General features: G+C 71.4%; 19 protein-coding genes. 11 read left to right on the top strand and 8 right to left on the bottom strand.

Features of this window, described 5'->3' with window-relative positions; translation table 11 throughout:
- Positions 1–8 precede the first annotated feature (8 nt).
- The gene (locus QUG93_RS10200; protein WP_289473792.1) at positions 9–1619 is read right to left on the bottom strand and encodes an ABC-F family ATP-binding cassette domain-containing protein; all 1611 of its coding nucleotides are present in this window, start codon (positions 1617–1619) and stop codon (positions 9–11) included.
- Positions 1620–1930: 311 nt separating this feature from the next.
- Between QUG93_RS10200 and QUG93_RS10195 the strand changes: the two genes are divergently transcribed.
- On the top strand, positions 1931–2356 hold the full coding sequence (locus tag QUG93_RS10195) for a DUF3151 domain-containing protein (protein WP_289473791.1): 426 nt from the start codon (positions 1931–1933) through the stop codon (positions 2354–2356).
- Positions 2357–2482: 126 nt separating this feature from the next.
- Here QUG93_RS10195 and QUG93_RS10190 read toward each other — a convergent pair whose 3' ends face one another.
- Genes QUG93_RS10190 through QUG93_RS10175 form a run of 4 tightly spaced genes read right to left on the bottom strand, consistent with a single transcriptional unit; the run spans position 2483 to position 8945 of the window.
- Positions 2483–5530 (bottom strand): glycoside hydrolase family 2 TIM barrel-domain containing protein, encoded by a 3048-nt coding sequence (locus QUG93_RS10190; RefSeq protein WP_434533103.1) that lies wholly within the window; start codon positions 5528–5530, stop codon positions 2483–2485.
- 2 nt (positions 5531–5532) lie between these two features.
- Entirely contained in the window at positions 5533–6468 is a 936-nt protein-coding gene (locus tag QUG93_RS10185) for a carbohydrate ABC transporter permease (protein ID WP_289473790.1), read from the bottom strand.
- Positions 6469–6471: 3 nt separating this feature from the next.
- Positions 6472–7611, bottom strand: coding sequence for a carbohydrate ABC transporter permease (locus QUG93_RS10180; protein ID WP_289473789.1), 1140 nt, complete (start codon positions 7609–7611; stop codon positions 6472–6474).
- Positions 7608–8945: an ABC transporter substrate-binding protein gene (locus QUG93_RS10175; RefSeq protein ID WP_289473788.1), complete on the bottom strand. Its 1338-nt coding sequence runs from the start codon at positions 8943–8945 to the stop codon at positions 7608–7610. Before QUG93_RS10175 ends, QUG93_RS10180 begins: the two co-directional genes overlap by 4 nt.
- Before the next feature lie 282 nt (positions 8946–9227).
- On the opposite strand from QUG93_RS10175, the gene QUG93_RS10170 reads away from it, so the two are divergent.
- A complete protein-coding gene (locus tag QUG93_RS10170; RefSeq protein ID WP_289473787.1) occupies positions 9228–9512 on the top strand; it encodes a hypothetical protein in 285 nt (94 codons plus the stop codon).
- Positions 9512–10678, top strand: a complete 1167-nt coding sequence (locus QUG93_RS10165; protein WP_289473786.1) for a baeRF2 domain-containing protein — start codon at positions 9512–9514, stop codon at positions 10676–10678. Before QUG93_RS10170 ends, QUG93_RS10165 begins: the two co-directional genes overlap by 1 nt.
- A gap of 129 nt (positions 10679–10807) precedes the next feature.
- Here QUG93_RS10165 and QUG93_RS10160 read toward each other — a convergent pair whose 3' ends face one another.
- Positions 10808–12010: an MFS transporter gene (locus QUG93_RS10160; RefSeq protein WP_434533101.1), complete on the bottom strand. Its 1203-nt coding sequence runs from the start codon at positions 12008–12010 to the stop codon at positions 10808–10810.
- 78 nt (positions 12011–12088) lie between these two features.
- On the opposite strand from QUG93_RS10160, the gene QUG93_RS10155 reads away from it, so the two are divergent.
- Complete coding sequence (locus QUG93_RS10155; protein WP_289473785.1) at positions 12089–12829, top strand: GntR family transcriptional regulator; 741 nt, start codon at positions 12089–12091, stop codon at positions 12827–12829.
- Between the two features lie 175 nt (positions 12830–13004).
- On the opposite strand, the gene QUG93_RS10150 is transcribed toward QUG93_RS10155, so the two are convergent.
- Positions 13005–13160 carry a hypothetical protein gene (locus QUG93_RS10150; protein ID WP_289473784.1) on the bottom strand — a complete coding sequence of 52 codons (156 nt, stop codon included), beginning with the start codon at positions 13158–13160 and terminating at the stop codon, positions 13005–13007.
- A gap of 204 nt (positions 13161–13364) precedes the next feature.
- Between QUG93_RS10150 and QUG93_RS10145 the strand changes: the two genes are divergently transcribed.
- Entirely contained in the window at positions 13365–14468 is a 1104-nt protein-coding gene (locus QUG93_RS10145; protein WP_289473783.1) for a LacI family DNA-binding transcriptional regulator, read from the top strand.
- A gap of 190 nt (positions 14469–14658) precedes the next feature.
- On the opposite strand, the gene QUG93_RS10140 is transcribed toward QUG93_RS10145, so the two are convergent.
- On the bottom strand, positions 14659–15846 hold the full coding sequence (locus QUG93_RS10140) for a glycosyltransferase (protein ID WP_289473782.1): 1188 nt from the start codon (positions 15844–15846) through the stop codon (positions 14659–14661).
- A 146-nt stretch (positions 15847–15992) separates the two neighbouring features.
- Here QUG93_RS10140 and QUG93_RS10135 point away from each other — a divergent pair, with 146 nt between their 5' ends.
- From QUG93_RS10135 to QUG93_RS10110, 6 genes are read left to right on the top strand one after another with little or no spacing between them, the layout of a single operon-like run.
- The gene (locus tag QUG93_RS10135; protein ID WP_289473781.1) at positions 15993–17744 is read left to right on the top strand and encodes an ABC transporter substrate-binding protein; all 1752 of its coding nucleotides are present in this window, start codon (positions 15993–15995) and stop codon (positions 17742–17744) included.
- Positions 17741–18721, top strand: coding sequence for an ABC transporter permease (locus QUG93_RS10130; RefSeq protein ID WP_289473780.1), 981 nt, complete (start codon positions 17741–17743; stop codon positions 18719–18721). Before QUG93_RS10135 ends, QUG93_RS10130 begins: the two co-directional genes overlap by 4 nt.
- Positions 18722–18779: 58 nt before the next feature.
- Positions 18780–19748, top strand: coding sequence for an ABC transporter permease (locus tag QUG93_RS10125; protein WP_289473779.1), 969 nt, complete (start codon positions 18780–18782; stop codon positions 19746–19748).
- The gene (locus tag QUG93_RS10120) at positions 19745–21508 is read left to right on the top strand and encodes an ABC transporter ATP-binding protein (protein ID WP_289473778.1); all 1764 of its coding nucleotides are present in this window, start codon (positions 19745–19747) and stop codon (positions 21506–21508) included. The genes QUG93_RS10125 and QUG93_RS10120 overlap by 4 nt, the downstream gene beginning before the upstream one ends.
- A complete protein-coding gene (locus QUG93_RS10115) occupies positions 21505–22392 on the top strand; it encodes an alpha/beta fold hydrolase (protein WP_289473777.1) in 888 nt (295 codons plus the stop codon). The genes QUG93_RS10120 and QUG93_RS10115 overlap by 4 nt, the downstream gene beginning before the upstream one ends.
- An 8-nt stretch (positions 22393–22400) precedes the next feature.
- Complete coding sequence (locus QUG93_RS10110; protein WP_434533102.1) at positions 22401–23597, top strand: glycoside hydrolase family 1 protein; 1197 nt, start codon at positions 22401–22403, stop codon at positions 23595–23597.
- The last annotated feature ends 80 nt before the right edge of the window (positions 23598–23677 follow it).

Raw genomic sequence — 23677 nt, 5'->3', positions numbered from 1 at the left:
TCCCAGTACTATACAACCGCTTGTATAAACGGCGACTCCTGATCAGGCCGCAACTCGATCCGATCCGTCAGGTCGAGCCGCTCGAGGAACGCCTCGTCGTGGCTCACCACGACGAGGGCTCCCCGGTACGCCCGCAGCGCGTCGACGAGCTGGTCGACGCTCGTCAGGTCGAGGTCGTTCGTCGGCTCGTCGAGCACCAGGAGCTGCGGCGGCGGATCGGCGAGCACGAGGGCGGCGAGAGCGACCCGGAAGCGCTCCCCGCCCGACAACGACCCGACAGGTCGACCGACGGTGTCGCCACGCACGAGCAGCCGAGCCAGCCGGTTGCGCAGCTCGGCGTCGGGCACGTGCGGCGCGGTCCGCCGGACGTTCACGAGGACCGAGGCGTCGTCGTCGAGCCCGTCCCGCCGCTGCGCGAGGTAGCCGGACCGGTCGACGTGCGAGACCGCTGCGGTGTCGGGCAGCGGGTGCTCGCGGGCAGCCGCGCCGCCGACGAGCTGCTCGAGCAGCGTCGTCTTGCCGACACCGTTGTCCCCGACCACGGCGAGACGCTCCGGACCCTCGATGACCGTGTCCCGGCCCCGGACCGTGATCGTCGCGATCCGCCGTGACGCGGGGACGTCCGGGTCGGGCAGCGCGACGTGCAGGGACTCGTCGTCGCGGAGTCGCAGCTCGGCCTCCCGCACCGCGGACCGCGCCTGCTCCTCGGCCGAGCCGTGCGCCGCCCGGAGCCGCCCGGCGGTCTGCTCCGCCTGTTTCCGCTGCTCGTTCGCCAGGATCTTCGGCACGGACCGAGCGGCCTCGCGCCCGGCCCGGGCCCGTCGGGCGATCTTCGTCTCGGCCTCGATGCGCTGCCGCTGTTCGGCGCGGTGTCGCTGCTCGGCGACCCGGACCTCGCGGGCGACGGCTGCCTGCTGCACGGCGAGGTGCTCCTCGTACGCACTGAACGTCCCCCCGAACACCGTGGCCGATCCGCTGCGGAGCTCGACGGTCTCGTCGACGTGCTCGAGCAACTCCCGGTCGTGGCTCACGACGACGAGGGTCCCGCGCCACGTGTCGACCAGGTCGAGCAGGGCTGCCCGGGACCGGCGGTCGAGGTTGTTCGTCGGCTCGTCGAGCAGGGCGATCGGACGCCCGCGCAGCCGGATGCCGGCGACCGCCGCGAGCACCGCCTGCCCGCCGGAGAGCGTCCCCACCGGTCGGTCGAGGTCGACGCCGTCGAGGGCCGCGACGTCTGCGAGTGCGGCGGCTGCCCGTTCCTCGACGTCCCAGTCGTCGCCGATCGTGTCGAAGTGCTCGGGTGCGGGGTCGCCGCCGAGGATCGCGCGCAGCGCCGTCAGGGCCGCGCCGACGCCGAGCAGGTCGGCGACGGTGTCGTCCGGACGGGTGACGAGCCGCTGGGGCAGGTGGTCGACGGGGCCGGTGGTGCGGACGGAACCGGACGTGGGGTGGAGCTGACCTGTGACGAGCCGGACCAACGTGGACTTGCCGGCCCCGTTCCTCCCGACCAGGCCGGTGCGGCCACGGCCGAAGGCGGTGGTCAGGTGGTCGAGCGCGACGGAGCCGTCGGGCCAGGTGAAGGTGAGGTCGTGCAGGACGACGGACGGTGTTGCGGGCATGGGGGTGCCTCCGGGATCGTGAGCTGGGCGCACGACACCGATCCCGCTCGACGCGCCGACGGCACGACAGGGGGAGCACCCGAGGGGGCGCGACGACCAGGGCGCCCGACGGGGCGCGACGATCACGGTGTCAGCGCGAGGACTGCGCGGTACCGGTGATCGACAGCAATGCGGCTCTTCCGTCGGGGACCCCCGTGACCGCCACCCGTGCCGCCGGTCGGTCTCCCGCCCCGGCAGCCCCGCGATGACGACGAGGTGCTGCCACGCTAGCCCTGGTGCAGCGTCGGGGCAAGAGGTGACAGGCTGGGGGCATGCCGGAGAACCTGCTGCCCGACCCGACCGCGAACCCCGCGACCCTGCTGCCCGAGGAGCCGGAGGTGACCGCCGCGCTCGCCGCCGACGCTCCCGTGTCGAGCGTCGTCGTGTCGCACCCGTCCTCGAGCCTGGCGTGGGCTCTGCTCGCCGACGAGGCCTGGGAGCGCGGGGCGACCCTCGAGTCCTACGCGTACGCCCGCGTGGGCTACCACCGCGGACTCGACGCGCTGCGGAAGGCGGGCTGGCGCGGTGCCGGGCCGGTGCCGTGGTCGCACGAGCCGAACCGGGGCGTGCTCCGGGCGCTGTTCGCCCTGCGCCGCGCGGCCGAGGCGATCGACGAGCCGGGCGAGCCGGAGCGCCTGACGGACTTCCTCGACCAGAGCGACCCCGAGGCGCTCCGCGCGCTCTCCGCCGGCGAGTAGCGCGGCGGCTCGGGCTCGCCCTGCACCTGCGGAACCAGGTTCCGGACACAGCACCACGGAAGAACGCGGTGTCGTGTCCGGAACCTGGTTCGGCGCGGGAGCTCCTCGCCCGCGCCGCCCCGTGCCCTACCCGAGCACCACGCTCCACGAGAACGCCTGCGGCCACAGCTGGTGCTCCGGCAGCACGTCGAGCCCGCACGCCCGCGACCCGAGCCCGTGCTGCGCCGCATCGAGGTACAGGTACGTGTGGTCCGGCGTCGGCAGCTCGTACGGGTGCATCGCCTGCGCGAGCTGCTGCGCGGTCCACGGTGAGAGCGTGAAGCCCGCCCGGTGCGCCCCGACGGTCGACACCGTGAACGGACCCACCGCGAGCGTCCGCAGCCCGGGACGATGGCCGGTCTCCTGCGGCATCGAGTAGTCCACGGTCAGCGAGCGCACCGGGGCGGAGAAGCGGCCGACCCGAGCGGCGTGCGACGAGTCCGCGTAGGACTCCGCCGGCCCGGTCCCGAACCACTCCGCGGTGTCGTCGAGCAGCGACGCCGGCAGGTCGAACCGCACGCCGATCCGCGGCCAGGTGACGTCCCACGCCCCGAACGGCACCGCGTCGGTCTGCAGCAGCAGCCCGTCGTCGGTGAGCGTCCAGCGGTGCGTGACGTCGACGCCCCACCCGCTGTTCGCCGCCGCGACCCGGATGCGCTGCTCGAGGCCGTGCGCGGTCCGGTCGACGGACACCAGTCGGTGGGTCAGCCGGTCGAGCCCACGCTCACGCCAGCGGACCGCGGACGCCGGAGCGTCCGGGTCGCCGACGCCCTTCGTCAGCACCGGATCGGCCGTCTCGTACCCGCCCTGCGAGGCCAGGCTGTCGTTGTCCGTCGGCGCACGCCACAGCTCGAGCCGCGGCCCCGCGACCTCGTGCCCCTTCCAGGACACCAGGTCACCGCGGGCGGTGAAGGTCCCCTCGCCGAGACGGTCGCCGTCCCAGCCCTGCCGGGAGGCCCTGGGCACGTCCGCCGCGCGGCTCGCCACGAGCCGCTGCGTGCGTGCGACGACGTGGCCGGTGTCCGCCCACGCGGTCGGCCCCGCCAGCTCCGCCGTCACGTCGAGCCACAGCTCGTCACCGGGGACCAGGGACGCGGCGTCCGCGGCGGCCGCGAGCACCTCGTCGGGCACCGGGACCGTGGCCGACTGCCGGGCCGCGACCACACCGGGGGTGAACCGCCCGCTCGCCTCGACGACGCCGTTCCGCGCGAGGGTCCAGCAGAACCGCAGCCCCGCCGTCGATGCGGAGTGGTACCGGTTCTCGACGAGCACGGTCGTGTCCGAGAGCGAGAACCGGATCGGGGCGACCACCGCGGCGAACTCCGCCAGGCCCGGGGTCGGGGTGTCGTCGGGCAGCACGAGGCCGTCCATCACGAAGTTGCCGTCGTGCACCACCTCGCCGAAGTCACCGCCGTACGCGAAGTAGTCCTGCCCGTCGGCGGTCTGCGCGAGCAACCCGTGGTCCCGCCACTCCCAAACGAACCCGCCGTGCAACCGCGGGTACTTGTCGACCAGGGCCTCGTACTCGGCGATCTGTCCGGGGCCGTTGCCCATCGCGTGCACGTACTCGCAGTGCAGGAACGGCTTCGAGCGCTGACGCGCTGCCTCGGCCGGACCGCACTCGAGCAGCGGGGTCTCCGGCCCACCACCGATCGACTCGGTCTCCTGCAGCGTCGGGTACATCCGCGAGTACACGTCGGTGTAGGCGCCGGTGTAGTCGCCCTCGTAGTGCACGGGGCGTTCGTCGTCGCGGTCGTGCACCCACTGCGCCATCGCGGCCAGGTTCCGGCCGGTGCCGGACTCGTTGCCGAGCGACCACATCACGATCGACGCGTGGTTCTTGTCGCGCTCGACGGTCCGGGCCATCCGGTCGAGGTAGGCGTCGCGCCAGGCCGGGTCGTCCGAGGGGTTGCCGACCCAGTCGGTGAACAGGAACCCGTGGGTCTCGAGGTCGCACTCCAGGACCACCCAGAACCCGAGCTCGTCGGCGAGGTCGAGCACGCGGGGGTGCGGCGGGTAGTGCGAGGTGCGGATCGCGTTGACGTTGTTCCGCTTCATCAGCGCCATGTCCGCGCGGGCGTGCTCCTCGTCGAACACCCGGCCCCGGACGGGGTGGGTCTCGTGCCGGTTCACGCCGTGGAACACGACCCGCTCGCCGTTGACCAGGAAGCGATCGCCGACGATCGCCACCGTGCGGAAGCCGAGCCGGAGCGAGACGGTCTCGCCGTCGGAGGCCACGGTGGCGTCGTACAGCTTCGGCACCTCCGCGCTCCAGGGTTCGACGCCCTCGACCGTGATCGGCGCGACGTCGTCGGCGGACGCCCACACGACGTCGACCCCGGCCTCGGGCACGGCGAAGCGCACCGGGAACACGGCGTCGAGCGTCGGGAACGTGATCGTGCCCGTACCGGTCTCGGGCCGTCCCGAGGCCGCGGTGCCCGCGGTCGCGGCGCCGCCGAGGGTCGCCGTCCAGCCGGCGCGCACGAACACGTCGTCGATCGGTGCGGCGGGCCGCGCGAGCAGCGTGACGTCACGGAAGATGCCCGGCAGCCACCACTGGTCCTGGTCCTCGAGGTACGAGGCGGCGCTCCACTGGTGCACCCGGACGAGCAGCTCGTTGGTGCCCGGCTGCAGCAGCGACGTCACGTCGAACTCGGTGGCGAGCCGCGACCCCGTCGACCAGCCCACGAGGGACCCGTTCAGCCACACCCGGAAGTGCGACTCGACGCCGTCGAAGCGCAGCAGCACGCGGGCGGCGCCGTCGAACGAGTCCGGCAGCGAGAACGTCCGCCGGTGGTCGCCGGTGGGGTTCTCCTCGGGCGGGTGCGGCGGGTCGATCGGGAACGGGTACTGCAGGTTCGTGTAGCTCGGCGCACCGTGTCCGTGCAGGACCCAGTGCGACGGCACGGGGATGCTGCCCCACTCGTCCTCCGCGGCGGACACCCCGGGCACCGGGACGTCCGCGACGGGCGACCACCAGAAGTCCCACTCCCCGTTCAGCGACAGGGACGGGGCGTCGGTGTGCAGCCACGCCCGCGGCGCGAGTCGGGTGTCGGACCCGGGCGCCGTCGAGGCGAGCGCCGCGAGTGCATCGGGCGTGGTGGACGTGGGCGAGGAGGACGAGTGAGCAGCGATGGTCAACCCTTGACCGATCCTTCCGTGAGGCCCCCGCGCCAGAAGCGCTGCAGGACGATGATCGCGATCACGAGCGGGATGACCGAGACGAGCACTCCGCCGGTGGTGAGCTGGTAGAACTCTGGCAGACGATCGACCTGTGCCCGCCAGTTGTTCAGTCCCAGTGTGATCGGGTACAGCTCCTGGTCTGCCAGCATGATGAGCGGCAGGAAGAAGTTGTTCCAGATCCCGACGACCTGGAACAGGAACACCGTGACGAGCGCGGGCGTGAGCTGGCGCAGCACGATGCTGTGGAAGATCCGCATCTCGCCGGCCCCGTCGATGCGGGCCTGCTCGAGCAGTGCCGTGTCGACCGAGGCCGCCGCGTACACCCGGCAGAGGAACAGCCCGAACGGACTGACGAGGCTCGGGATGAGCACGCTCCAGTACGTGTCGGTCAGGCCCATCGTCGAGAAGAGCAGGAACAGCGGCAGCGCCGTCGCGGTCCCCGGCACGAGCACGCCGCCGAGGATCGTGCCGAACACGAGCTGGCGGCCGCGGAACTCGTACTTCGCGAGCGCGTAGCCGCCCGCCGCCGCGAAGTACGTCGCCAGGACCGCGCCGACACCCGAGTACAGGACGCTGTTCGCGATCCAGCGGACGAAGATCCCGCCGTCGTACGAGAACACCTGCTGGATGTTGCTGAACAGGGCGAACTCGCCGCCGAACCAGAACCCGTTCGTCGCGAAGAGCGCGCCCGTCGTCTTCGTCGCGGCGATGACGACCCAGTACAGCGGCACCAGGAAGTAGATCGCGACGATGACGAGGATGCCCGTCACGACGATCTGTGAGCCGGGAGAGCGGTCGAGCTTGCGACGCTGGTGCGCCGTGATCGACGTGGTGTCGACGGGCACGGCGGTCTTCGCCGTCGCCGGCGCCTGGATGGTCTCGCTGGTCATGCTTCATGCCCCCTTGCGGTCAGCCGGGAGGCCCGTGGCGGCCCCGGTGGTCGTGCTGCGGTCCGTGACGCTGGTCGCGGTGCGCGAGCCGGTCGCGGTGCGCGACCCGCCGCCGGTGGTGACGCGCCCCTGGAGCGCACGCCGCGCCTCCAGGCCGTCGCGCTTGGCACGCTTCCGCTGGTCGCGCTCGTGCTTCGGCGCGCGGTTCGTCAGCGCGAGGAACGCGAACGACAGGACGAACGCGGCCAATGCGATGATCACGGCCTGCGCGCTCGCGACGCCGTACTCGTTGAAGGCGAACGCGTTCGTGTACGCGGCGTAGTTCGGCGTGTACTCCGTGTCGATGGCCGGTGCGACCGTCGACAGGATCTGCGGCTCCGCGAAGAGCTGCAGCGTGCCGATGATCGAGAACACCGTCGTGAGCACCAGGGCCGGAGCGATGAGCGGGATCTGGATCCGCCATGCGACCTGGAACGCGTTGGCGCCGTCCACCTTCGCGGCCTCGTAGACCTCGCCCGGGATCGACTTCAGCTGCGCCACGATGATGAGCATGTTGTAGCCGGTGTACGTCCACGTGACGATGTTCGCGATCGACCAGAGCACGCTGTCCGCACCGAGGAAGTCCGGCTGCAGCCCCACCGACTGCAGCAGGTCGACGATCGGGGACAGGCCGGGCACGTACAGGAACGACCAGAGGATCGTCGCGATGACGCCCGGGACGCCGTACGGCATGAAGTAGACGGCCCGGAAGAACGCGGGCCAGCGGGCGCTCGCCGACTCCAGCAGCAGTGCCAGGATCGTGCAGGCGATGATCATGACCGGCACCTGCACGATGCCGAAGAGCAGCATGCGGCCGATCGACGCGACGAAGCCGGCGTCGTTCAGGGCGGTCACGTAGTTGTCGAAGCCGGCGAAGCGGCCCGTGACGCCGTCCTCGCCGAACAGGCCCTCGCGGTCGACCGTCGTGAAGCTCTGGAACAGCGCGCTGATGATCGGGATGACGAACGTCAGCACGAACAGCGCCAGGAACGGGGCGAGCAGGATCCACGGGGCGCGCTTCTGGGCGCTCGTGGCCTTGGTGCTTGAGCGGAAGCCGGTGCCCGGCCGGGTGACGGTCGTCGGGCGGTCCTGGGTGGCGGTCATCGTGCGGTCCTCACGCTCAGGCCCTTGTCGCGGAACGACTGGACGATCTCCCGCTGGGCGAGCTCGACGGCGTCGGTGAGCTTGAGCCCACCGGTGAGCTTGCGGCGGAACTGGTTCTGCAGGCTCGTGAAGGCCGACTGGGTCACGGGGGACCACGACCACTCGAGGTTCTGCTCCTGGGCCGAGGGGACGAAGACCTCCTCGTTGTAGTTCTGGCCGGAGAACCACTCCGACGGCTGTTGGCGGGCCTTGCCGATGTAGTCCGCGGCGGGTGACCACCCGATGCCGCAGTACTTGATCATCGCGTCGACGCCCTCCTTCGAGGTGGTCATCCACGTGATGAACTCGAGCGCCTCCGCCGGGTGCTTCGCGTTCGCCAGCACGGCGGCCGTCGAGCCGCCGATCGAACTCGAGCCGTACCCGGTGCCACCCCACGTCTGCATGGGTGCGACCTTCCACTTGCCCTCGCCGCCCTGCACGGACTGGATGAGGGCGTCGCCCCAGCTCGCGCTCGTGACCGCGGCAATCTTCCCGCTCGCCGCGGCGGCGTACCAGCCGGGGGAGTACGCGCCGGCGCTGGTGTCGACGAGCTCGTCGTCGATGACCCCGTCGAAGAACTCGGCGACCATCATCGTCTTGTCATCGGTCATGTCGACGACCCAGGCGTCGCCGTCGGTCCGGAACCAGCGCGCGCCGGCCTGCTGCGCGTACGCGGCGAACGGCGAGGCGTCGGCCACCGGGAAGACCTCGAGGTAGTTGCCGTTGCCCGTGCCACGGACCTTGTCGGCCAGGTCGCGCCACTCGTCCCACGTCGTCGGGGGTTCGCCGCCGGCCTGCTCGAGGATCGCGGTCTGGTAGTAGAAGCCCATCGGGCCGGTGTCCTGCGGGATCCCGTAGACGCCGTCGACGAACTGGACCTGCGACCACGCGGCCTCGTCGTAGCGGTCCTGCACGTCCTTCGCGCCGTACCGGGCGAGGTCGACCAGGCCGTTGGCGAGCATGAACTCCGGGATCTGCCGGAACTCGACCTGCCCGATGTCCGGACCACCGCCGGCCGCGAGCGCCGAGTACATCTTCTGGTACCCGCCGGCGTTGCCGCCGGGGATCCAGTTCGCGGTGACCTGGATGCGGGGGTTCTTCGCGTTCCACACGTCGCAGACCTTCTGCAGGTCCTTGAGCCAGGCCCAGTAGGTCAGCTGGACGGTCGCGCCACCCGCTGCGGCGGGGACCAGCGGGGCCTTGTTCACGTTCGTCGAACCCGGGACGGCGCAGCCGGCGAGCAACCCCGCCGCGGCCGTGCCGAGCCCGAGGCCCAGCAGGTTCCTTCTCGTCATCACACGTCGGGATGGTGTCGGCGTCATTGCCTGAGCTCCGGTTCGTCGTCGGATCGGGTTCTCCGCCAGCAAAGCACAAAGCCGAGCGAAGCTGTGCGTTCACGAAGATTCACAGGGGGCCGTGACCGGATCGTGCTCGTGCTCGTGTCCGTACTCGGCTGCGTGTTCGCTCTGACCTCCGAGCGCCACCAGCGCCGAGCGCGCAGCGTGGTCGGCACGCAGAACACCGAAGCCGCGAGCGGCCCGACAGCGCCGTCGGCGGCACGAACGGGAGGACAGCCCATGACCGATCGAGGCAGCAGCACGAACGGACCCCGGATCGACGACGAACTCGCGCACGAGGCGCAGAGCATCGTGCAGGGCCACGGCAGCAACGCGCACGTCGAGGAGTTCCGGCAGGCAGAGCCGGTGCCGGACGACACCGACGACGCCGAGACCGTGACGGCGTCCGGGTACGACGGCGAGGTCGAGGGGGCGCTGCGACCCGACACGACGGACACCACCGCCGACGGCTCCGGGTCCGACGCCGTCTTCACCACCGAGAGCGACGAGGACGGGGGCCGCTGATGGCCCAGACCACCCGCGAGGCCAGCGCCCTGCAGTCCGAGGTCGTCCAGGCGCTGCAGGCCCCCGGTACCTGGACCTGGGCGTACGTCGACGCCTCGGGCAACCGTGAGGACCCCCGGCGCATCGCCGCGCTGCAGCGACGGACGGTCTCGGACTCGCTCAAGGGGCAGGGGTCATCGGCCCGCGCCCTCGAGATCATCGAGGAGGAGCTCGTCGAGCAACCGGGGGTGCCGGCACCGGTCGCCCGCTACGTGCTCGTGCGCGACGACGACCTCGTGCTGAGCGAGGTGCTCCCCGGCCACCTGCACGGCCAGGAGTCGATCGGCACCGGGGCCGTCCCCGACCTGCTGCCCCTGCTCGCCCACCGCCCGTTCGACCTGCCGTTCCTGGTCGTCACCGTCGGCCGCGAGGGCGGTGGCTTCCGCGGCTACCGCCTCGGGCACGCGCCGAGTGGTGCCGCCGAGGACGAACAGCGAGTGCAGGGCCGCACCGACACCCTGCACAAGGCGAAGTCCGGCGCCGGGTGGAAGCAGCCGCACTGGCAGCAGCACACCGAGGAGATCTGGAAGCAGACCGCGGGCGAGGTGGCCGCGTCGATCGAGGAGGCCGTCCGCGCGACGTCGCCGCGACTCATCGTCGTCGCGGGAGACATCCGCGCCCGGGAGCTCCTGCGCGGTGAGCTCTCGACGGCGACCCGCGCGCTCGTCACCGAGGTCGCGGTCGACCCGCGTGCCGACGACGCGTCGGAGAAGGCGCTCGTGCAGCACGTCGACCTGGCACTCGCCCGGATCCTCGCGTCGCGGCGGCACGACGTGCAGGACCTGCTCCGCACGCACGAGGGCCGCGGCGACAACGAGAGCGTCAGCGGGCTCGGCGCGGTGGTGTCGGCGCTGCAGCAGGCCCAGGCCGCGGTCGTCGCACTCGACGCGGGCGCCCTGGGCGACCGTTCGTTGCTCGCGCTCGACGCGGCACCGTGGGTCGCGACCGCTCCGGAGCAGGCGGCCGGGGCGACGGTGCTCGGGCACGTGCCGGCGGTCTGCGCGCTCGTCCGGGCGATCGTCCTCACCGACGCCGAGCTCGTCCTGGTGAACGCGGCCTCGCTGCCGAGCGGTGCCCCCGCGTCGGCGCTCCTGCGCTGGCCCGTCGGCCCCACCGTCCCCGCCTGATCCTGCCGTCCGTTCCGCGAAACGCCACGTGGGCGGCTCCTCGCAGCGACATCCCGCTGCGAGGAGTCGCCCACGTTGCGTCTTGCGGGCTGAACGGGTCGGGTCGGGCCGGTTCAGCCCGTGGCCGGGTCAGTCGTGGGAGCGATCGGCGCGCGGGACGACCGGCAGCGCGAGCAGGGGCAGGGCGGCCACGATCGCGAACGACGCCGCGAAGCCGAGCAGCCCGACGAGCGCGCCGACACCCGGGCCGACGGCGCTCGCCGCCAGGAACTGCCCGGTGTTCTGCGCCCCGAGCGCCCGACCGGACCAGGACGGTCCCGCCGCCTCGGCCACCGACGTGTAAGCGAGACCGTTGTCCGCCACCGTGACGCTCGTCGCGACGACGAGGAACACCGCTGCGGCGGCCCAGTGCGCCACGTCGACGAGCGCGAGCACGCCCATGACGACGGCAGCCGCGACCGCCACGACACGGAGGGGTCCGACCCTCGAGCCCGCACGGTCGCTCCACGCACCCACCAGGATCCGCCCGACGGCGCCGACGAACTGCGACATCCCGACGAGGAGTCCAGCCGCCGGTGTCGACCACCCGAGGCCCACGAGCCAGACCAGCCCGTACGTGGAGAGCGTGAACTGCGGCACGACGAGCAGCACCGACACCACGTGGACCCGCCACAGGAACCCCGACGACCGGTACGGGTTGCCCGGGGTCGTCGCGCCGGCTCCGGTGGGCGCCGGTCGTGGTGGGTCGGTGATGCCGGCGGCGCACAGCACGGTGAGCACGGCGCACAGCGCGAACGGCAGGACGAGTGCGGTGCGGATGCCCTGCGACTCGGTGAGCACCGGGACGGTCACCGCGGCGAGCGTCACGCCGAGTGGTTGCGACATCTGCCGGATGCCCATCGCCAGCCCGCGGCGCTCCTTCGGGAACCAGCCGACCACCACGCGTCCGCTCGCCGCGTTCGTCGACGCGCTCGTCATACCGGCCGCGAGGAACGCGATGCCGAGCAGCAGCGGGTCGCCCGCGGTCGCCCACGCAGCCACCACCGTGAGCGTCGTCAGGGCGAGTCCCCCGGCGATGACGACCCGTTCGCCCACCCGGTCGGTCACGGCTCCCCAGGCGATGAGCGTCAGGACCAGGCCGACCGTCGGCGCGGCAGCGAACAGCCCGGCGGACGCGAAGGGCATCCCGCTCGCCACGAGGTGCGGGATGAGCAGCGCCGGCGCGGAGACGACGAGGGTCCCCGCGGCCTGCGCGGCGACGCCGAGTGCGAGCATCGTCCACGCCCGGGCCGGGACGACGGTCGGCGATGCGGTGACGCGCTGTGCAGACACGGTGGTTCCGATCTGGAAGCAGTTGGTATACCACAACGGTATACCAACTCTCGTCGAACCGCACTATGCTGGTCCGCCGTGACCGAGACGACCGAGAACGCCGTGCCCGTGTCGCAGACGAGCCAGCTCTACGACAACCTGCGCGAGGCGATCCTGACCCTCGACATCGCCCCGGGCGAGCGGATCTCGGAGCGCGGGCTCGAGGGGCGGTTCCACGCCTCGCGGACCCCGGTCCGTGCCGCCCTGTCGCGGCTCGAACGCGAGGGCCTCATCCTGCACGAGGGGCGCTCGTGGACCGTCACCCCGATCGACCTCGACGAGATCGCGTCGCTCGCTGAGCTCCGCGGCGTCCTCGAGCCCGCTGCGGCTCGGCTCGCCGTCGCGCGCGCGTCCGCCGAACAGCTCGACGGGGTCCGTGCGCGCCTCGACGGCCTCCGCGGCACCCCGGACCGCGAGGCGGGCATCCGCATGGGCTCGACGTTTCACCTCGACCTCGCCGCACTCGGTGGCAACCGCTTCGTGACCGACGCCATCGCCGACGCGTTGACCCGGCTCGAGCGCACCCGGTGGATCGAGGTGCGCACCGCCGAGGCGCGCGACGCCGCCTGGCACGAGCACAGCGCGATCCTCGACGCCGTGCGCGCCGGCGAGGCGGACCGGGCGGCCGACCTGCTCGCTGCGCACGTCGCGGGGACCAACGATCGCCTGCTCGCCTGGATCGCGCAGGAGCGCCGACGCCTGCGTGGGGCAGGCATGGCCATCGTCGGCAGCGCGGAGCTGCTCGGCGGGACCGACCCGGCCGAGGTTGCCGCGCGCTGACGGCAGCACGCAGGCTGAGACCTCTGCGCGCTGACCGCAGCACGCAGCCCGAGTCGGTCGCGCGCTGACCGCAGTGCGCAGAACGGGTGCCGCGCTGCACCCGCGGCACCGCGGGACGTGGCGACGGGCGGGACGGAGCCGGCCCGTGCCTCCCGGCCGGCTCCTGCCCGCGGGATCAGCCCCTGGTCGTCGGTTCCTCGGAGCCGTCGAGGTCGTGGGCGGCGGACGCCGCCCCGTACTCGGTGTGGGCGAGGAGCGCGTCGCGCACCTCGGCCTCGTCGGTGGTGAGTCGGATGGCGTGCTTGCTGCCGGACCGCGTCGACTGGGACATCGTGTTCCTCCTGTGTGCGTGGGCATCGGTGGTGATGCGCTTCCTCACGGGACGTTCTGAGGTCGCAACAGTCTGCGTCCGCTCGTCCCCGACGCGCAAGCACCTCCGGCGCCCTGTGGAGGAGCGGATTCCGAGCCCGTGCCTAGGATGGTCCGGCCGCGCACCGGCGCGGCGGCCAGGTGCACGTCGGACGGGAGGCACGGCATGAGCACGCAGCGCACCGCACCTCCCACGGTCTACGACGTCGCGTCCCAGGCGGGCGTCTCCATCGCCACCGTCTCGCGCGTGCTCCGCACGCCGGACGCCGTGCGCGAGGGCACCCGTGACCGGGTCCAGGCGGCCATCCGGAGTCTCGGCTACGTGCCGTCGGGCAACGCCAGGGCCCTGGCCGGCAAGCGGACCGGCGTGGTCGGACTCCTGCTGCCCGGGTTTGACGTCGTGCCGGACGAACGCCCCGACCTCGTCACCGACGGAGGTGTCCGCGTGGTCGACGACCGCCGCCACGTGACCCAGCCGTTCTCGTCGAACCTGTACTTCGACGAGGTCCTGCGCGGTGCCGAGACCGAGGCGTGGCAGCGCGGCCTGGCCCTCATGGTGGCGGCGGGGCGCGGGTCCTCGCGGGACGTCATCGTCAACGACGTCGCCGGTCGTGTGGACGGACTCGCGGTCCTGGCCCAGACGGTTCCCGACGACCTGCTCGAGCACGTGGCCCGCCGGATCCCGGTCGTGGTGCTCGCCGACGACCGACGCTCCCACGGCTTCGACTCGGTGAGCGTCGACAACGCCGCCGGCATGCGGACGCTTGCGTCTCATGTGATCGGACGGCTCGGCATCCGGTCGCTGGCGTACCTGGCGGGCCCGATCGACTCGCCCGACGACATGGAGCGCTCGGCGGGGTTCCGACAGGCGCTCGCCGATCACGACCTGGCGGTGTCGGACGTCCGGGTGGTGCACGGGGACTTCGGTCGAGCGCGGGCGCGCGAGCTCGCGGCGGCCCTGTTCGACGGCGCCGACGTCCCCCGCGGCGTCATCTGCTCGAACGACCAGTCGGCGCTCGGGGTGCTCGACGCCGCCGGAGCGCGGGGGCTGCAGGTGCCGGAGGACGTCGCGGTGACCGGCTTCGACGGCATCGACGCCGGGCGCTTCTCGGCGCCGCCCCTGACGACGGTGCACCAGCCGATGGGGGAGCTCGGGCGAGCGGCGGTGCGGGCGATCGTCGACCGGTTCGAGCGGCGCGAGGGACCCCCGCGGGCCGTGCGGCTGCCGGTCGAGGTCCTGCTGCGCGAGAGCTGCCCGCCGGCGCTGTAGTGCCGGCGGCGGTGGTCCGGCCCTGCCGGCTCCGTGCGCCACACCCTGATCGGATCCGGCGACCGGCGGTCGGCGACCGGCGGCCGGCGACCGGCGGCCGGCGACCGGCGACCGGCGACCGGCCGATCGTGTGGACGACGGGCCGGGCCCGTTCGGAGCCCCGATGTCCGGAGCCGAGGTGTGGACGGTGTCAGCGCTCGACTGCTGCGGGGATGCCCTGTTCGACGCGGTCCGCACCGGACGATGGACAGGGGGCGCCGTGGCGCTGGTCGGACGCCGTCGTCGACGGGGGCAAGCTGAGTGCCCGTTCGTACTCCGAGCAGACGGCGTCCCAGGTGTACACGGCCCGGGCGCGGTCTCGGACCCGGCGGCGGAGTGACCGTTGACGGTCGCGATCGTCGAGCAGGTCGATCACGGCGGTCGCGATGGCGTCGGGTTCCGCGGCGACGAAGGCGGCGCCGGTGTCGTCGAGCACCTCGCGGTTGTAGACCGTGTCCCGCGCGACGGTGGGAGCGCCGCAGTGCATCGCCTGCACCAGTGCCGGGTTCGTGCCCCCCACGCTGTGCCCGTGGAAGTAGGCGCTTGCATGGCACCAGAGGGCAAGGAGTCGCGAGTCGTCGGCGACGTGGCCCAGCCAGTGCACTCGGGGGTTCCGCGTGGCGAGTGCTGCGACGCGCTCGTCGAGCTCACCCCCGTACCCGGACGACCCGACGACCACGACCTGGTGACGCTCGGCGATGCGTTCCGCTGCCGTCAGGAACTCCGGGATGGTGTTCTCCGGGACGAAACGGGCGACGACGAGGGCGAACGGCTTGCCGGTCAGGTGGGCGTCGTCAGCGCTGAGGGGGAGCGTCCCCACCTCGCTGCCGCCGTAGGGGATCATCGTGCCCGTCACCCCGAACTCCCGTTCCCAGTACCGACGGATCGCTTCTGCGTCGAAGACCAGCTGGTCCGCGAACCGTGCGGTGCACCAGGCCCCGGCCCGGAAGACCGCTCGCGCGAGCCGGCCCCACTTGGCGCGTTCCCACTCGAGGCCGTCCACGTTGACCACCGAGCGGATGCCGGCGGCCCTGAGCAGAGGGAGCCAGAAGCCGTTGGCGCAGTTCATGACGAGCGCCGCATCGGGCCGACGACGGACCGCGTCGAGCGTCGCGGTCAGTCCGAAGGTGAGCGTGGAGAGCGACTTCGACTCGGCCCCGCGGGTCGTGCGGCGGATCACGCGGGTGTCGAGCGCCGGGTCGTCGTCACGCTCCTGTCCGGGCCGGCCGTACACCGTCACCTCCCGTCCGGACTCCGCGAGGTGCGGGGCGAGGTGCCGGACGGCCGTCTCGAACCCTCCGTAGTACGACGGGTACCCCCGGGTTCCGATGATGGCCATGCGCTGCATACGACTCCCTTTCCGGCAACATTCTACATGTCATTGCCCGAACAGGCGCTATGGGGTGTCACTCCCCGGGTTGCAACGAGTGATGTAAGCGCATACATTGAGCGCAGCACACACTCGACACGGAGGTCGACCGAGCAATGACGCTTCCCCCACAGCGCACGCGCGGGCCCCGCGACCCGCGCCCGGACGGACCGCGCAGCCCGCGCACACCTACCCGCCGCCGCGGCCGCATCGCCGCCGCCATCGCCGGCCTCGCCGTCGTGGCCCTCGTGGCCACCGGCTGCAGCATCCAGGTCCGCTCCCAGCCGGACCCGAGCATCGGCAAGGACACGATGCTCATCAACGCGGACCGCGGCAACCCGCTGTTCGACCGCAACTTCAACCCCTACATCCCGAACGCCCGCACCGCGAGCAAGTGGATGTACGAGCCCCTCATCGAGATCAACCCGCTCGACGGCAAGGGCACCCCGTGGCTCGCGAGCTCGTGGGAGCTGCCGGACGCGCGGACGATCGACATGCCGATCCGGAAGGGCGTCGAGTGGTCCGACGGCACGCCGTTCACCCCCGCGGACGTCCTCTTCACGTTCGACCTGCTCAAGAAGTTCCCGGCGATGGACGTCAAGGGCGCCTGGCAGCACATCGACCGCATCGAGCGGGACGGCGACCACCTCGTCTTCCACCTCAAGGGCGAGGACGTGCCGAGCCTCAACATCATCGGCGCGACCTACATCCTCCCCGAGCACCACTACGGCGGGGTGAAGGACCCGGTCACGTGGCGCGACCCGAACCCGGTCGGCACCGGCCCGTTCGTGCTCGGCAACTACTCCGACCAGCAGTACTCGATGGACAAGAACCCGACGTACTGGCAGGCCGACAAGATCGCGATCGAGCACCTCGTGCTCCCCGCGACGAACACGCAGCTCGACACCGTCACGCGCGGCTACGACTGGGCGTACTCGTTCATCTCGGACGTCAAGGGCACCTGGGGTGCGGCGTCGCCGGACAACAAGTGGTGGTTCCCGGCGGGCGGCGTGATCGGCCTGATCCCGAACCTGACGAAGGCGCCGTACGACGACGTCAACGTCCGCAAGGGCATCTCGTACGCGCTGGACCGCGACGGCATCGCCGAGACCGCCTCCGAGGGCAACCTCAGCGCCGCCGGCCAGACCGGCCTGATCCTGCCGAACCAGGAGCAGTACCTCGACCCGTCGATCCCCGACAAGGGCATGATCACGCAGGACACCGATCGCGCCCTCGCCGAGTTCGCGAAGTCCGGGTACGAGCAGCAGGGCGGCAAGCTCGTCAAGGACGGCAAGCAGCTCGAGATCAACCTGATGACCGCGAACGGGTACTCGGACTGGCTCCGTGCCGCGCAGCAGGTGCAGCGCGACCTCGGGAAGATCGGCGTGAAGGTGCAGATCCAGGCCCCGCAGCCGGCCGGGTACCAGCAGAACATCAACAACGGCAAGTTCGACATGGCGATGGGCGGCATGGGGAACGGCGACGTCTTCCAGGCCTACAACTCCCTGCTGTCGAGCGACTTCTACCAGCCGGTCGGCAAGTCGACGGTGAACAACTTCGAGCGGTACAAGAACGCGGACACCCAGAAGCTCCTCGACGAGTACCGCGGCACGACCGACCGGGGCGAGCAGCGGCGGATCCTGGACCAGCTGCAGGCCATCGTGTACGACGACCTGCCCGTGATCGGCATGTACTACGGCGGACTCTGGGGCCTGTTCAACACCGGCAAGTTCGTCGGCTGGCCGAGCGCCGAGGACCCGTACATGGCACCGCAGAACTACGACTCGGCCCCGCTGCTCATCTTCACGAAGCTCCGGCTCCGTGACAGCGCAGCAGGCAAGCAGATCCTGGAGGAGCAGGCCAAGTGAAGTACATCCTCCAGAAACTCGTCCTCTTCGTCCTCACCCTCTGGGCTGCGGTCACGCTGAACTTCGTGCTCCCGCGCCTCATGCCGGGCAGCCCGTCGGACGCCGCGCTCGCGAAGCTCAGCCAGAACGGCCCGGTCACCGACGCGACGAAGAAGGCCATCGAGGCCCAGCTCGGCGTCCCCAGCGGCAACCTCTGGGACCAGTACGTCAGCTACCTCCACCAGGTCGTCACCCTCGACTTCGGCACGAGCTACACGTTCTACCCGCAGCCCGTCGGTGACCTGGTCGGCCGCGCGCTGCCCTACACGCTCGTGCTCGTCGGCACCGTGACGATCCTGGCGTTCGTCATCGGCACGCTGATCGGCGTCGCCGCGGCCTGGAAGCGCGGCACCTGGCTCGACTCGCTCCCGACCCTGTCCGGCTCGTTCATGTCGACGTTCCCGTACTTCTGGACCGCACTGCTGCTGTTGTTCTTCCTCGGCTACGTGCTGCACTGGTTCCCGACGACCGGGGCCTCGTCCGCGACGAGCGTCCCGGGCTGGAACGGCACGTACATCGGCGACGTCCTGCAGCACGCGGTCCTGCCGGCGGTGACGATCCTCGTGACGAGCCTCGGCGGCTGGATCATCGGCATGCGCAACGCGATGATCAACACCCTCGGCGACGACTACGTCACCTTCGCCGAGGCGAACGGTCTCCGAGGTCGCACGGTCGCCGTCCGGTACGCCGCACGCAACGCGATCCTGCCGAACCTGACCGGCTTCGGCCTGGCGCTCGGCGGCGTGGTCGGCGGCTCGGTGTTGGTCGAGCAGGTGTTCGGCTACCCGGGCATCGGCTACCTGCTGTTCAACGCCGTGATCGGGCAGGACTACCCGCTCATGCAGGCCCTCTTCCTGATGATCACCGTGTCGGTGCTCATCGCCAACTTCATCGTGGACGTCCTGTACGGCGTCCTGGACCCGAGGACGCGCCGATGATCCGTAACTCGCGATGGGCGGCGTGCTCTGCCCACAACCACCACCCGAGGACGCGCCGATGACCAACACGCGCACACCGAACGAGACCGTCGCAGTACGGACCCAAGACGAGCAACAGCAGAACAACGACCAGCAGGCCCCCTCCAAGCTCCGAGCAGCAGCCCGCCAGTTCGGCGTCGTCTGGAGCAACACCAAGGCCCGCATCGGCCTGTGCATCCTCGCCTTCTTCGTCCTCGTGGCGATCGCCGCCCCGCTCCTCGCCCCGTACGGCGCGAGCCAGAACGGCTTCGAGCGCAACGCCGACGCCACGTGGGCGCACTGGATGGGCACCACCGCCGCCGGCGAGGACGTCCTCTCCCAACTGATCTACGGCGCCCGGGTCTCCGTGCTCGTCGGTGCAGTCGCGGGCTTCCTGTCCACGCTCGTCGCCGTCGCGATCGGCCTGAGCTGGGGCTACATCCGCGGCTGGGTCGCCGAGGTCATCGGGTTCATCGTGAACCTGTTCCTCGTCATCCCCGGCCTGCCGCTGATGATCGTCATCGCGGCCTACCTGCAGAACGGCGGCATCGCGGTCATCATCGCCGTGATCGTCGTCACCGGTTGGGCCTGGGGCGCCCGCGTCCTCCGCAGCCAGACGCAGTCCCTCCGCAGCCGCGACTTCGTCACCGCCGCGCAGTTCTCCGGCGACGGTGCGACGCGCATCGTGTTCCGCGAGATCCTGCCGAACATGACGAGCCTGATCGTCGGCAGCTTCTTCGGTGCCGCGACGAGCGCGATCCTCGCCGAGGCAGGCCTCGAGTTCCTCGGACTCGGCGACTCGTCCATCGTCAGCTGGGGCACGATCCTGTACTGGGCGCAGAACTCGAACGCGCTGCTCACCGGTCAGTGGATCCTGCTGTTCGCCCCCGGCCTCTGCATCGCCCTCCTGGCGATGAGCCTGACCCTCATCAACTTCGGCGTCGACGCCGTGTCCAACCCGCGGCTGCGCGAGGGCGCGCGCCGCAAGCGCAAGGAGGTCACCGCATGAGCGGCGCAACCACCGACGGACTGGAGGCCCGTGGCGGCGGCGCCACGCGCCTCCCGTCCGACACGACCCAGCAGGACGTCCTGCTCGACGTCCGCGACCTCTCCGTCGTCTACGAATCGGCCGGCCAGACGGCCGTCCAGGCCGTCGACCACGTCTCCTTCTCGCTGCGCAAGGGCGAGTTCGTCGGCCTGGTGGGGGAGTCCGGCTCGGGCAAGTCGACCCTCGGCTACGCGCTCACCCGGCTGCAGAAGCCGCCGGCGCGCACCAACGGCGGCAGCATCGTCTTCGGTGGAGCGGACATCCGCGACCTCGACGACGAGGCCCTGCGCCAGCAGCGCCAGGGCGGCTTCGCGATGGTCCTGCAGTCCGGGATGAACGCGCTCAACCCGGTGCGCACGATCCGCAACCACTTCATCGACGTCTTCAAGGCCCACGGGCACGTGCCGCGTGAGCGGTGGGACGGTCGGATGCGCGAGCTGATCGGCAAGGTGAAGCTGCCCGAGACGATGCTCGCGCGCTACCCGGGGGAGCTCTCCGGCGGCATGCGGCAGCGCGTCTCGATCGCGCTGGCGCTGTCGCTCGAGCCGCAGCTCATGGTGTTCGACGAGCCGACCACGGCGCTCGACGTCCTCGTGCAGCACGCGGTGATGGACACGATCATCGAGCTGCAGCGCTCCGAGGGCTTCACCGCGATCCTCATCAGCCACGACCTCGGCATCGTGCTCGAGGCCACCGAGCGTGTGCTCGTCATGCACGAGGGACGGATCGTCGAGGACGGCCGCTCGCTCGAGGTCCTCCGCGACCCGCAGGACGACTACACGAAGATGCTGCTGTCGCACTACGCCGACCCCCGCGCAGAGGTCGTCAGCCTGCCGGGGTTCCCGGACCGCTCGCAGCGCTCGGTCTCCCGTCAGGAGACGACGTCGTCGTTCGCCACCGTCGGGTCGCGCGAGCGCAGCGCCGCGAAGAACCCGATCGTCGTCGACCACCTCGTCAAGACCTATCCCGCACCCCGCCGCGGCGAGCCGCCGGTGCAGGCCGTGCGCGACGTGTCGTTCACCCTCGAGCCCGGGCAGTCGCTCGCCCTCGTCGGCCAGTCCGGCTCGGGCAAGTCGACCATCGCGAAGATGCTCACCGGCGTCGAGCAGCCGAGTTCGGGCACGGTGCGCTTCGGCGACACGGACGTGGCGAAACTCGGCAGGCGCGGGCTGAAGGACCTGCGCTCCGAGGTGCAGATGGTGTTCCAGGACCCGTACGCGGCGCTCAACCCGCTGCACACCGTCGAGTACATCCTGTCCCGGCCGATCGCGAACTACACCGGACTCCGCGGGCGTGATGCTCGTCGGCGGATGCTCGAGATCCTCGAGACCGTGGGGCTGACGCCGGTCGAACAGTTCGCGCAGAAGCTCCCGCACCAGCTCTCCGGCGGCCAGCGGCAGCGCGTGGTCATCGCCCGGGCACTGGCGAGCGACCCGCAGGTGATCATCGCCGACGAGCCGGTGTCGATGCTCGACGTCACGCTGCGCGCCGGCGTGCTCGCGCTGCTCGAGGACCTGCGTGAGCAGTGGGGCGTCTCGCTGCTCTACATCACGCACGACCTGCTGAGCGCGCGGCTCATCACCGACGACATCATGGTGCTGCACGACGGCGCCGTGGTCGAGCGGGGGCGCACGGCCGAGGTGCTGCAGCACCCGCAGGACGACTACACCGTGGCGCTGCTGGACGCGGTGCCGAACCCGCGGCGGGCACTGCTCGCATGACCATGTCGTTGGACTTCCCGTCCGTCCCGTCGTTCGGCCACCTCCCCACGCCCGAGGGTGTCGACGTCGTCGGCATCGACCTGCCCGTCGGCCGGCTCACCGCCTACCGCGTCGTCCCCGCGGGGGAGTCGAAGGGCACGGTCCTGATCGTCCCGGGCTACACCGGATCCAAGGAGGACTGGCGCACCTTCATGCCGCTCCTCAGGGACGCCGGCTGGACCGCGGTCGTCATCAGCCGCCGCGGCCAGGCCGACTCGGCCGCGCCCGCGGACCCGTCGGACTACTCGCTCGAGGAAGAAGCGGCCGACGTCGTCCGGGTCGCGGCACTGCTCGACGACGGCGCGCCCGTGCACCTGATCGGGCACTCGCTCGGCGGGGTCATCGCCCGCGAGGCCGCCATCGCCTCGCCGCAGTCGTTCCGCAGCGTCGTGCAGTTCTGCTCCGGCCCGTACGGCTGGCCCTACCGCAAGGTCACGGAACTGACGATCCTGCACGACACCGGCGGCAACCTCCGCCAGCTGTTCGACGCGACGAACCCGCTCTGGGCGTACCGACCCGACGAGGAACTCCCCGACGACGTCCGGATGGTCCGCGACCGCTTCGACGCCACGAGCCCACTGAGCGTCGTCGCGGGCGGGCACATCCTCGAGGACCACACCGACTCGTCCGCCGAGCTCCGCGCGACCGGGCTCCCGGTCCTCGTGGCACACGGCGAGTGGGACGGCGCATGGCCGATCCCGTGGCAGCGGCAGATGGCGGAGGACACCGGAGCACGCTACGAGGTCATCCCCACGAGCTACCACGGCCCGCACGTCGAGAACCCGGCCGCGACCATCGCGCTGTTCGACGACTTCCTCGGCCGGCAGGCGCCGGCTCGCACCTGAAAGGCACCATCATCACCACGCTGCAGTTCCCCGACGGCTTCCTCTGGGGCGCCGCCACCGCCGCCCACCAGATCGAGGGCAACAACGTCAACTCGAACTGGTGGGTGCACGAGCACGAACCCGACACCACCATCGTCGAACCCTCCGGCGACGCCGCGGACAGCTACCACCGGTACCGCGAGGACATCCGGATCGCGGCCGACCTCGGCCTGAACTCCTACCGGTTCAGCATCGAGTGGGCACGCATCGAGCCCGAGCGCGGCCACGTGTCGCGTGCCGAGGTCGACCACTACCGCCGCATGGTCGAGGCCTGCCACGAGGCCGGCATCGAGCCGATCGTCACCCTCATGCACTTCACCGTGCCGCGCTGGTTCGAGCGTGACGGCTTCTGGCGCGCCGACGACGCCGCCGACCTGTTCGCCCGCTACACCGAGGCCGCGCTCCCCGTCGTGCAGGACGGCGTCCGCTACGTCTGCACGATCAACGAGCCGAACATCGCCGCGATGCTCGCCGGGGGCGAGGACGCCTCGAACCTCGTCGCGTACGGCCTGCCCAACCCCGACCTGCACGTGGCGGACCAGCTGCTCGCGTCGCACAAGCGCTCCCGCGAGGTCCTGTCGCAGGTCTCCGGGCTGCAGTCCGGCTGGACCATCGCGACGCAGGCGTTCACGCCTTCCGGCGAGGAGGGGTCCGAGGAGATGCTCCGCGAGTACGGGTACCCGCGCGACGACTGGTACCTCGAGCAGGCCGCCGGCGACGACTTCCTCGGCGTGCAGGCGTACACCCGGACGTTCATCGGCCCCTCGGGTCCGCTGCCCGTCGCCGACGACGTCGAGACGACCCTGACCGGGTGGGAGTTCTACCCCGAGGCCTCCGCCGACGGGCTCCGCAGCGCGTGGGAGCTCTCCGGTCACGTCCCGCTGATGATCACCGAGAACGGCATCGCCACCGCCGACGACTCCCGCCGGGTCGCCTACACGCAGGGCGCCCTCGAGGGGATCCACCGCTGCATCGAGGACGGCATCGAGGTGTTGGGCTACCAGCACTGGTCCCTCCTCGACAACTACGAGTGGGCGTCGGGCTACCGCCCGACGTTCGGGCTCGTCGCCTGGGACCGTGAGACCTTCGCGCGGACGCCGAAGGACTCGGCGCGCTGGTACGGCAAGGTCGCGCAGGCCAACGCGCTCGAGACGCGTCGCGACTGACGCGACCCCGTGTCCGGACTGGAGGCGCGGTGCCAGCTGGCACCGCGCCCCCCGTCCGTCACGTGCCGGCGCCCGCCCCG

Origin of the sequence: Curtobacterium caseinilyticum (assembly GCF_030363035.1) — a bacterium.
Classification (GTDB): domain Bacteria; phylum Actinomycetota; class Actinomycetes; order Actinomycetales; family Microbacteriaceae; genus Curtobacterium; species Curtobacterium caseinilyticum.
Note: the sequence above shows the minus strand (reverse complement) of the source record. Positions and strands in the feature narration are given on the sequence as shown.

What these genes read in the sequence shown, in the direction of transcription:
- QUG93_RS10200 (WP_289473792.1), bottom strand. Translation starts at nt 1,619, where the DNA reads ATGCCCGCAACACCGTCCGTCGTCCTGCACGACCTCACCTTCACCTGG.
- QUG93_RS10195 (WP_289473791.1), top strand. Translation starts at nt 1,931, where the DNA reads ATGCCGGAGAACCTGCTGCCCGACCCGACCGCGAACCCCGCGACCCTG.
- QUG93_RS10185 (WP_289473790.1), bottom strand. Translation starts at nt 6,468, where the DNA reads ATGACCAGCGAGACCATCCAGGCGCCGGCGACGGCGAAGACCGCCGTG.
- QUG93_RS10180 (WP_289473789.1), bottom strand. Translation starts at nt 7,611, where the DNA reads ATGACCGCCACCCAGGACCGCCCGACGACCGTCACCCGGCCGGGCACC.
- QUG93_RS10175 (WP_289473788.1), bottom strand. Translation starts at nt 8,945, where the DNA reads ATGACGAGAAGGAACCTGCTGGGCCTCGGGCTCGGCACGGCCGCGGCG.
- QUG93_RS10170 (WP_289473787.1), top strand. Translation starts at nt 9,228, where the DNA reads ATGACCGATCGAGGCAGCAGCACGAACGGACCCCGGATCGACGACGAA.
- QUG93_RS10165 (WP_289473786.1), top strand. Translation starts at nt 9,512, where the DNA reads ATGGCCCAGACCACCCGCGAGGCCAGCGCCCTGCAGTCCGAGGTCGTC.
- QUG93_RS10150 (WP_289473784.1), bottom strand. Translation starts at nt 13,160, where the DNA reads ATGTCCCAGTCGACGCGGTCCGGCAGCAAGCACGCCATCCGACTCACC.
- QUG93_RS10145 (WP_289473783.1), top strand. Translation starts at nt 13,365, where the DNA reads ATGAGCACGCAGCGCACCGCACCTCCCACGGTCTACGACGTCGCGTCC.
- QUG93_RS10140 (WP_289473782.1), bottom strand. Translation starts at nt 15,846, where the DNA reads ATGGCCATCATCGGAACCCGGGGGTACCCGTCGTACTACGGAGGGTTC.
- QUG93_RS10135 (WP_289473781.1), top strand. Translation starts at nt 15,993, where the DNA reads ATGACGCTTCCCCCACAGCGCACGCGCGGGCCCCGCGACCCGCGCCCG.
- QUG93_RS10125 (WP_289473779.1), top strand. Translation starts at nt 18,780, where the DNA reads ATGACCAACACGCGCACACCGAACGAGACCGTCGCAGTACGGACCCAA.
- QUG93_RS10120 (WP_289473778.1), top strand. Translation starts at nt 19,745, where the DNA reads ATGAGCGGCGCAACCACCGACGGACTGGAGGCCCGTGGCGGCGGCGCC.
- QUG93_RS10115 (WP_289473777.1), top strand. Translation starts at nt 21,505, where the DNA reads ATGACCATGTCGTTGGACTTCCCGTCCGTCCCGTCGTTCGGCCACCTC.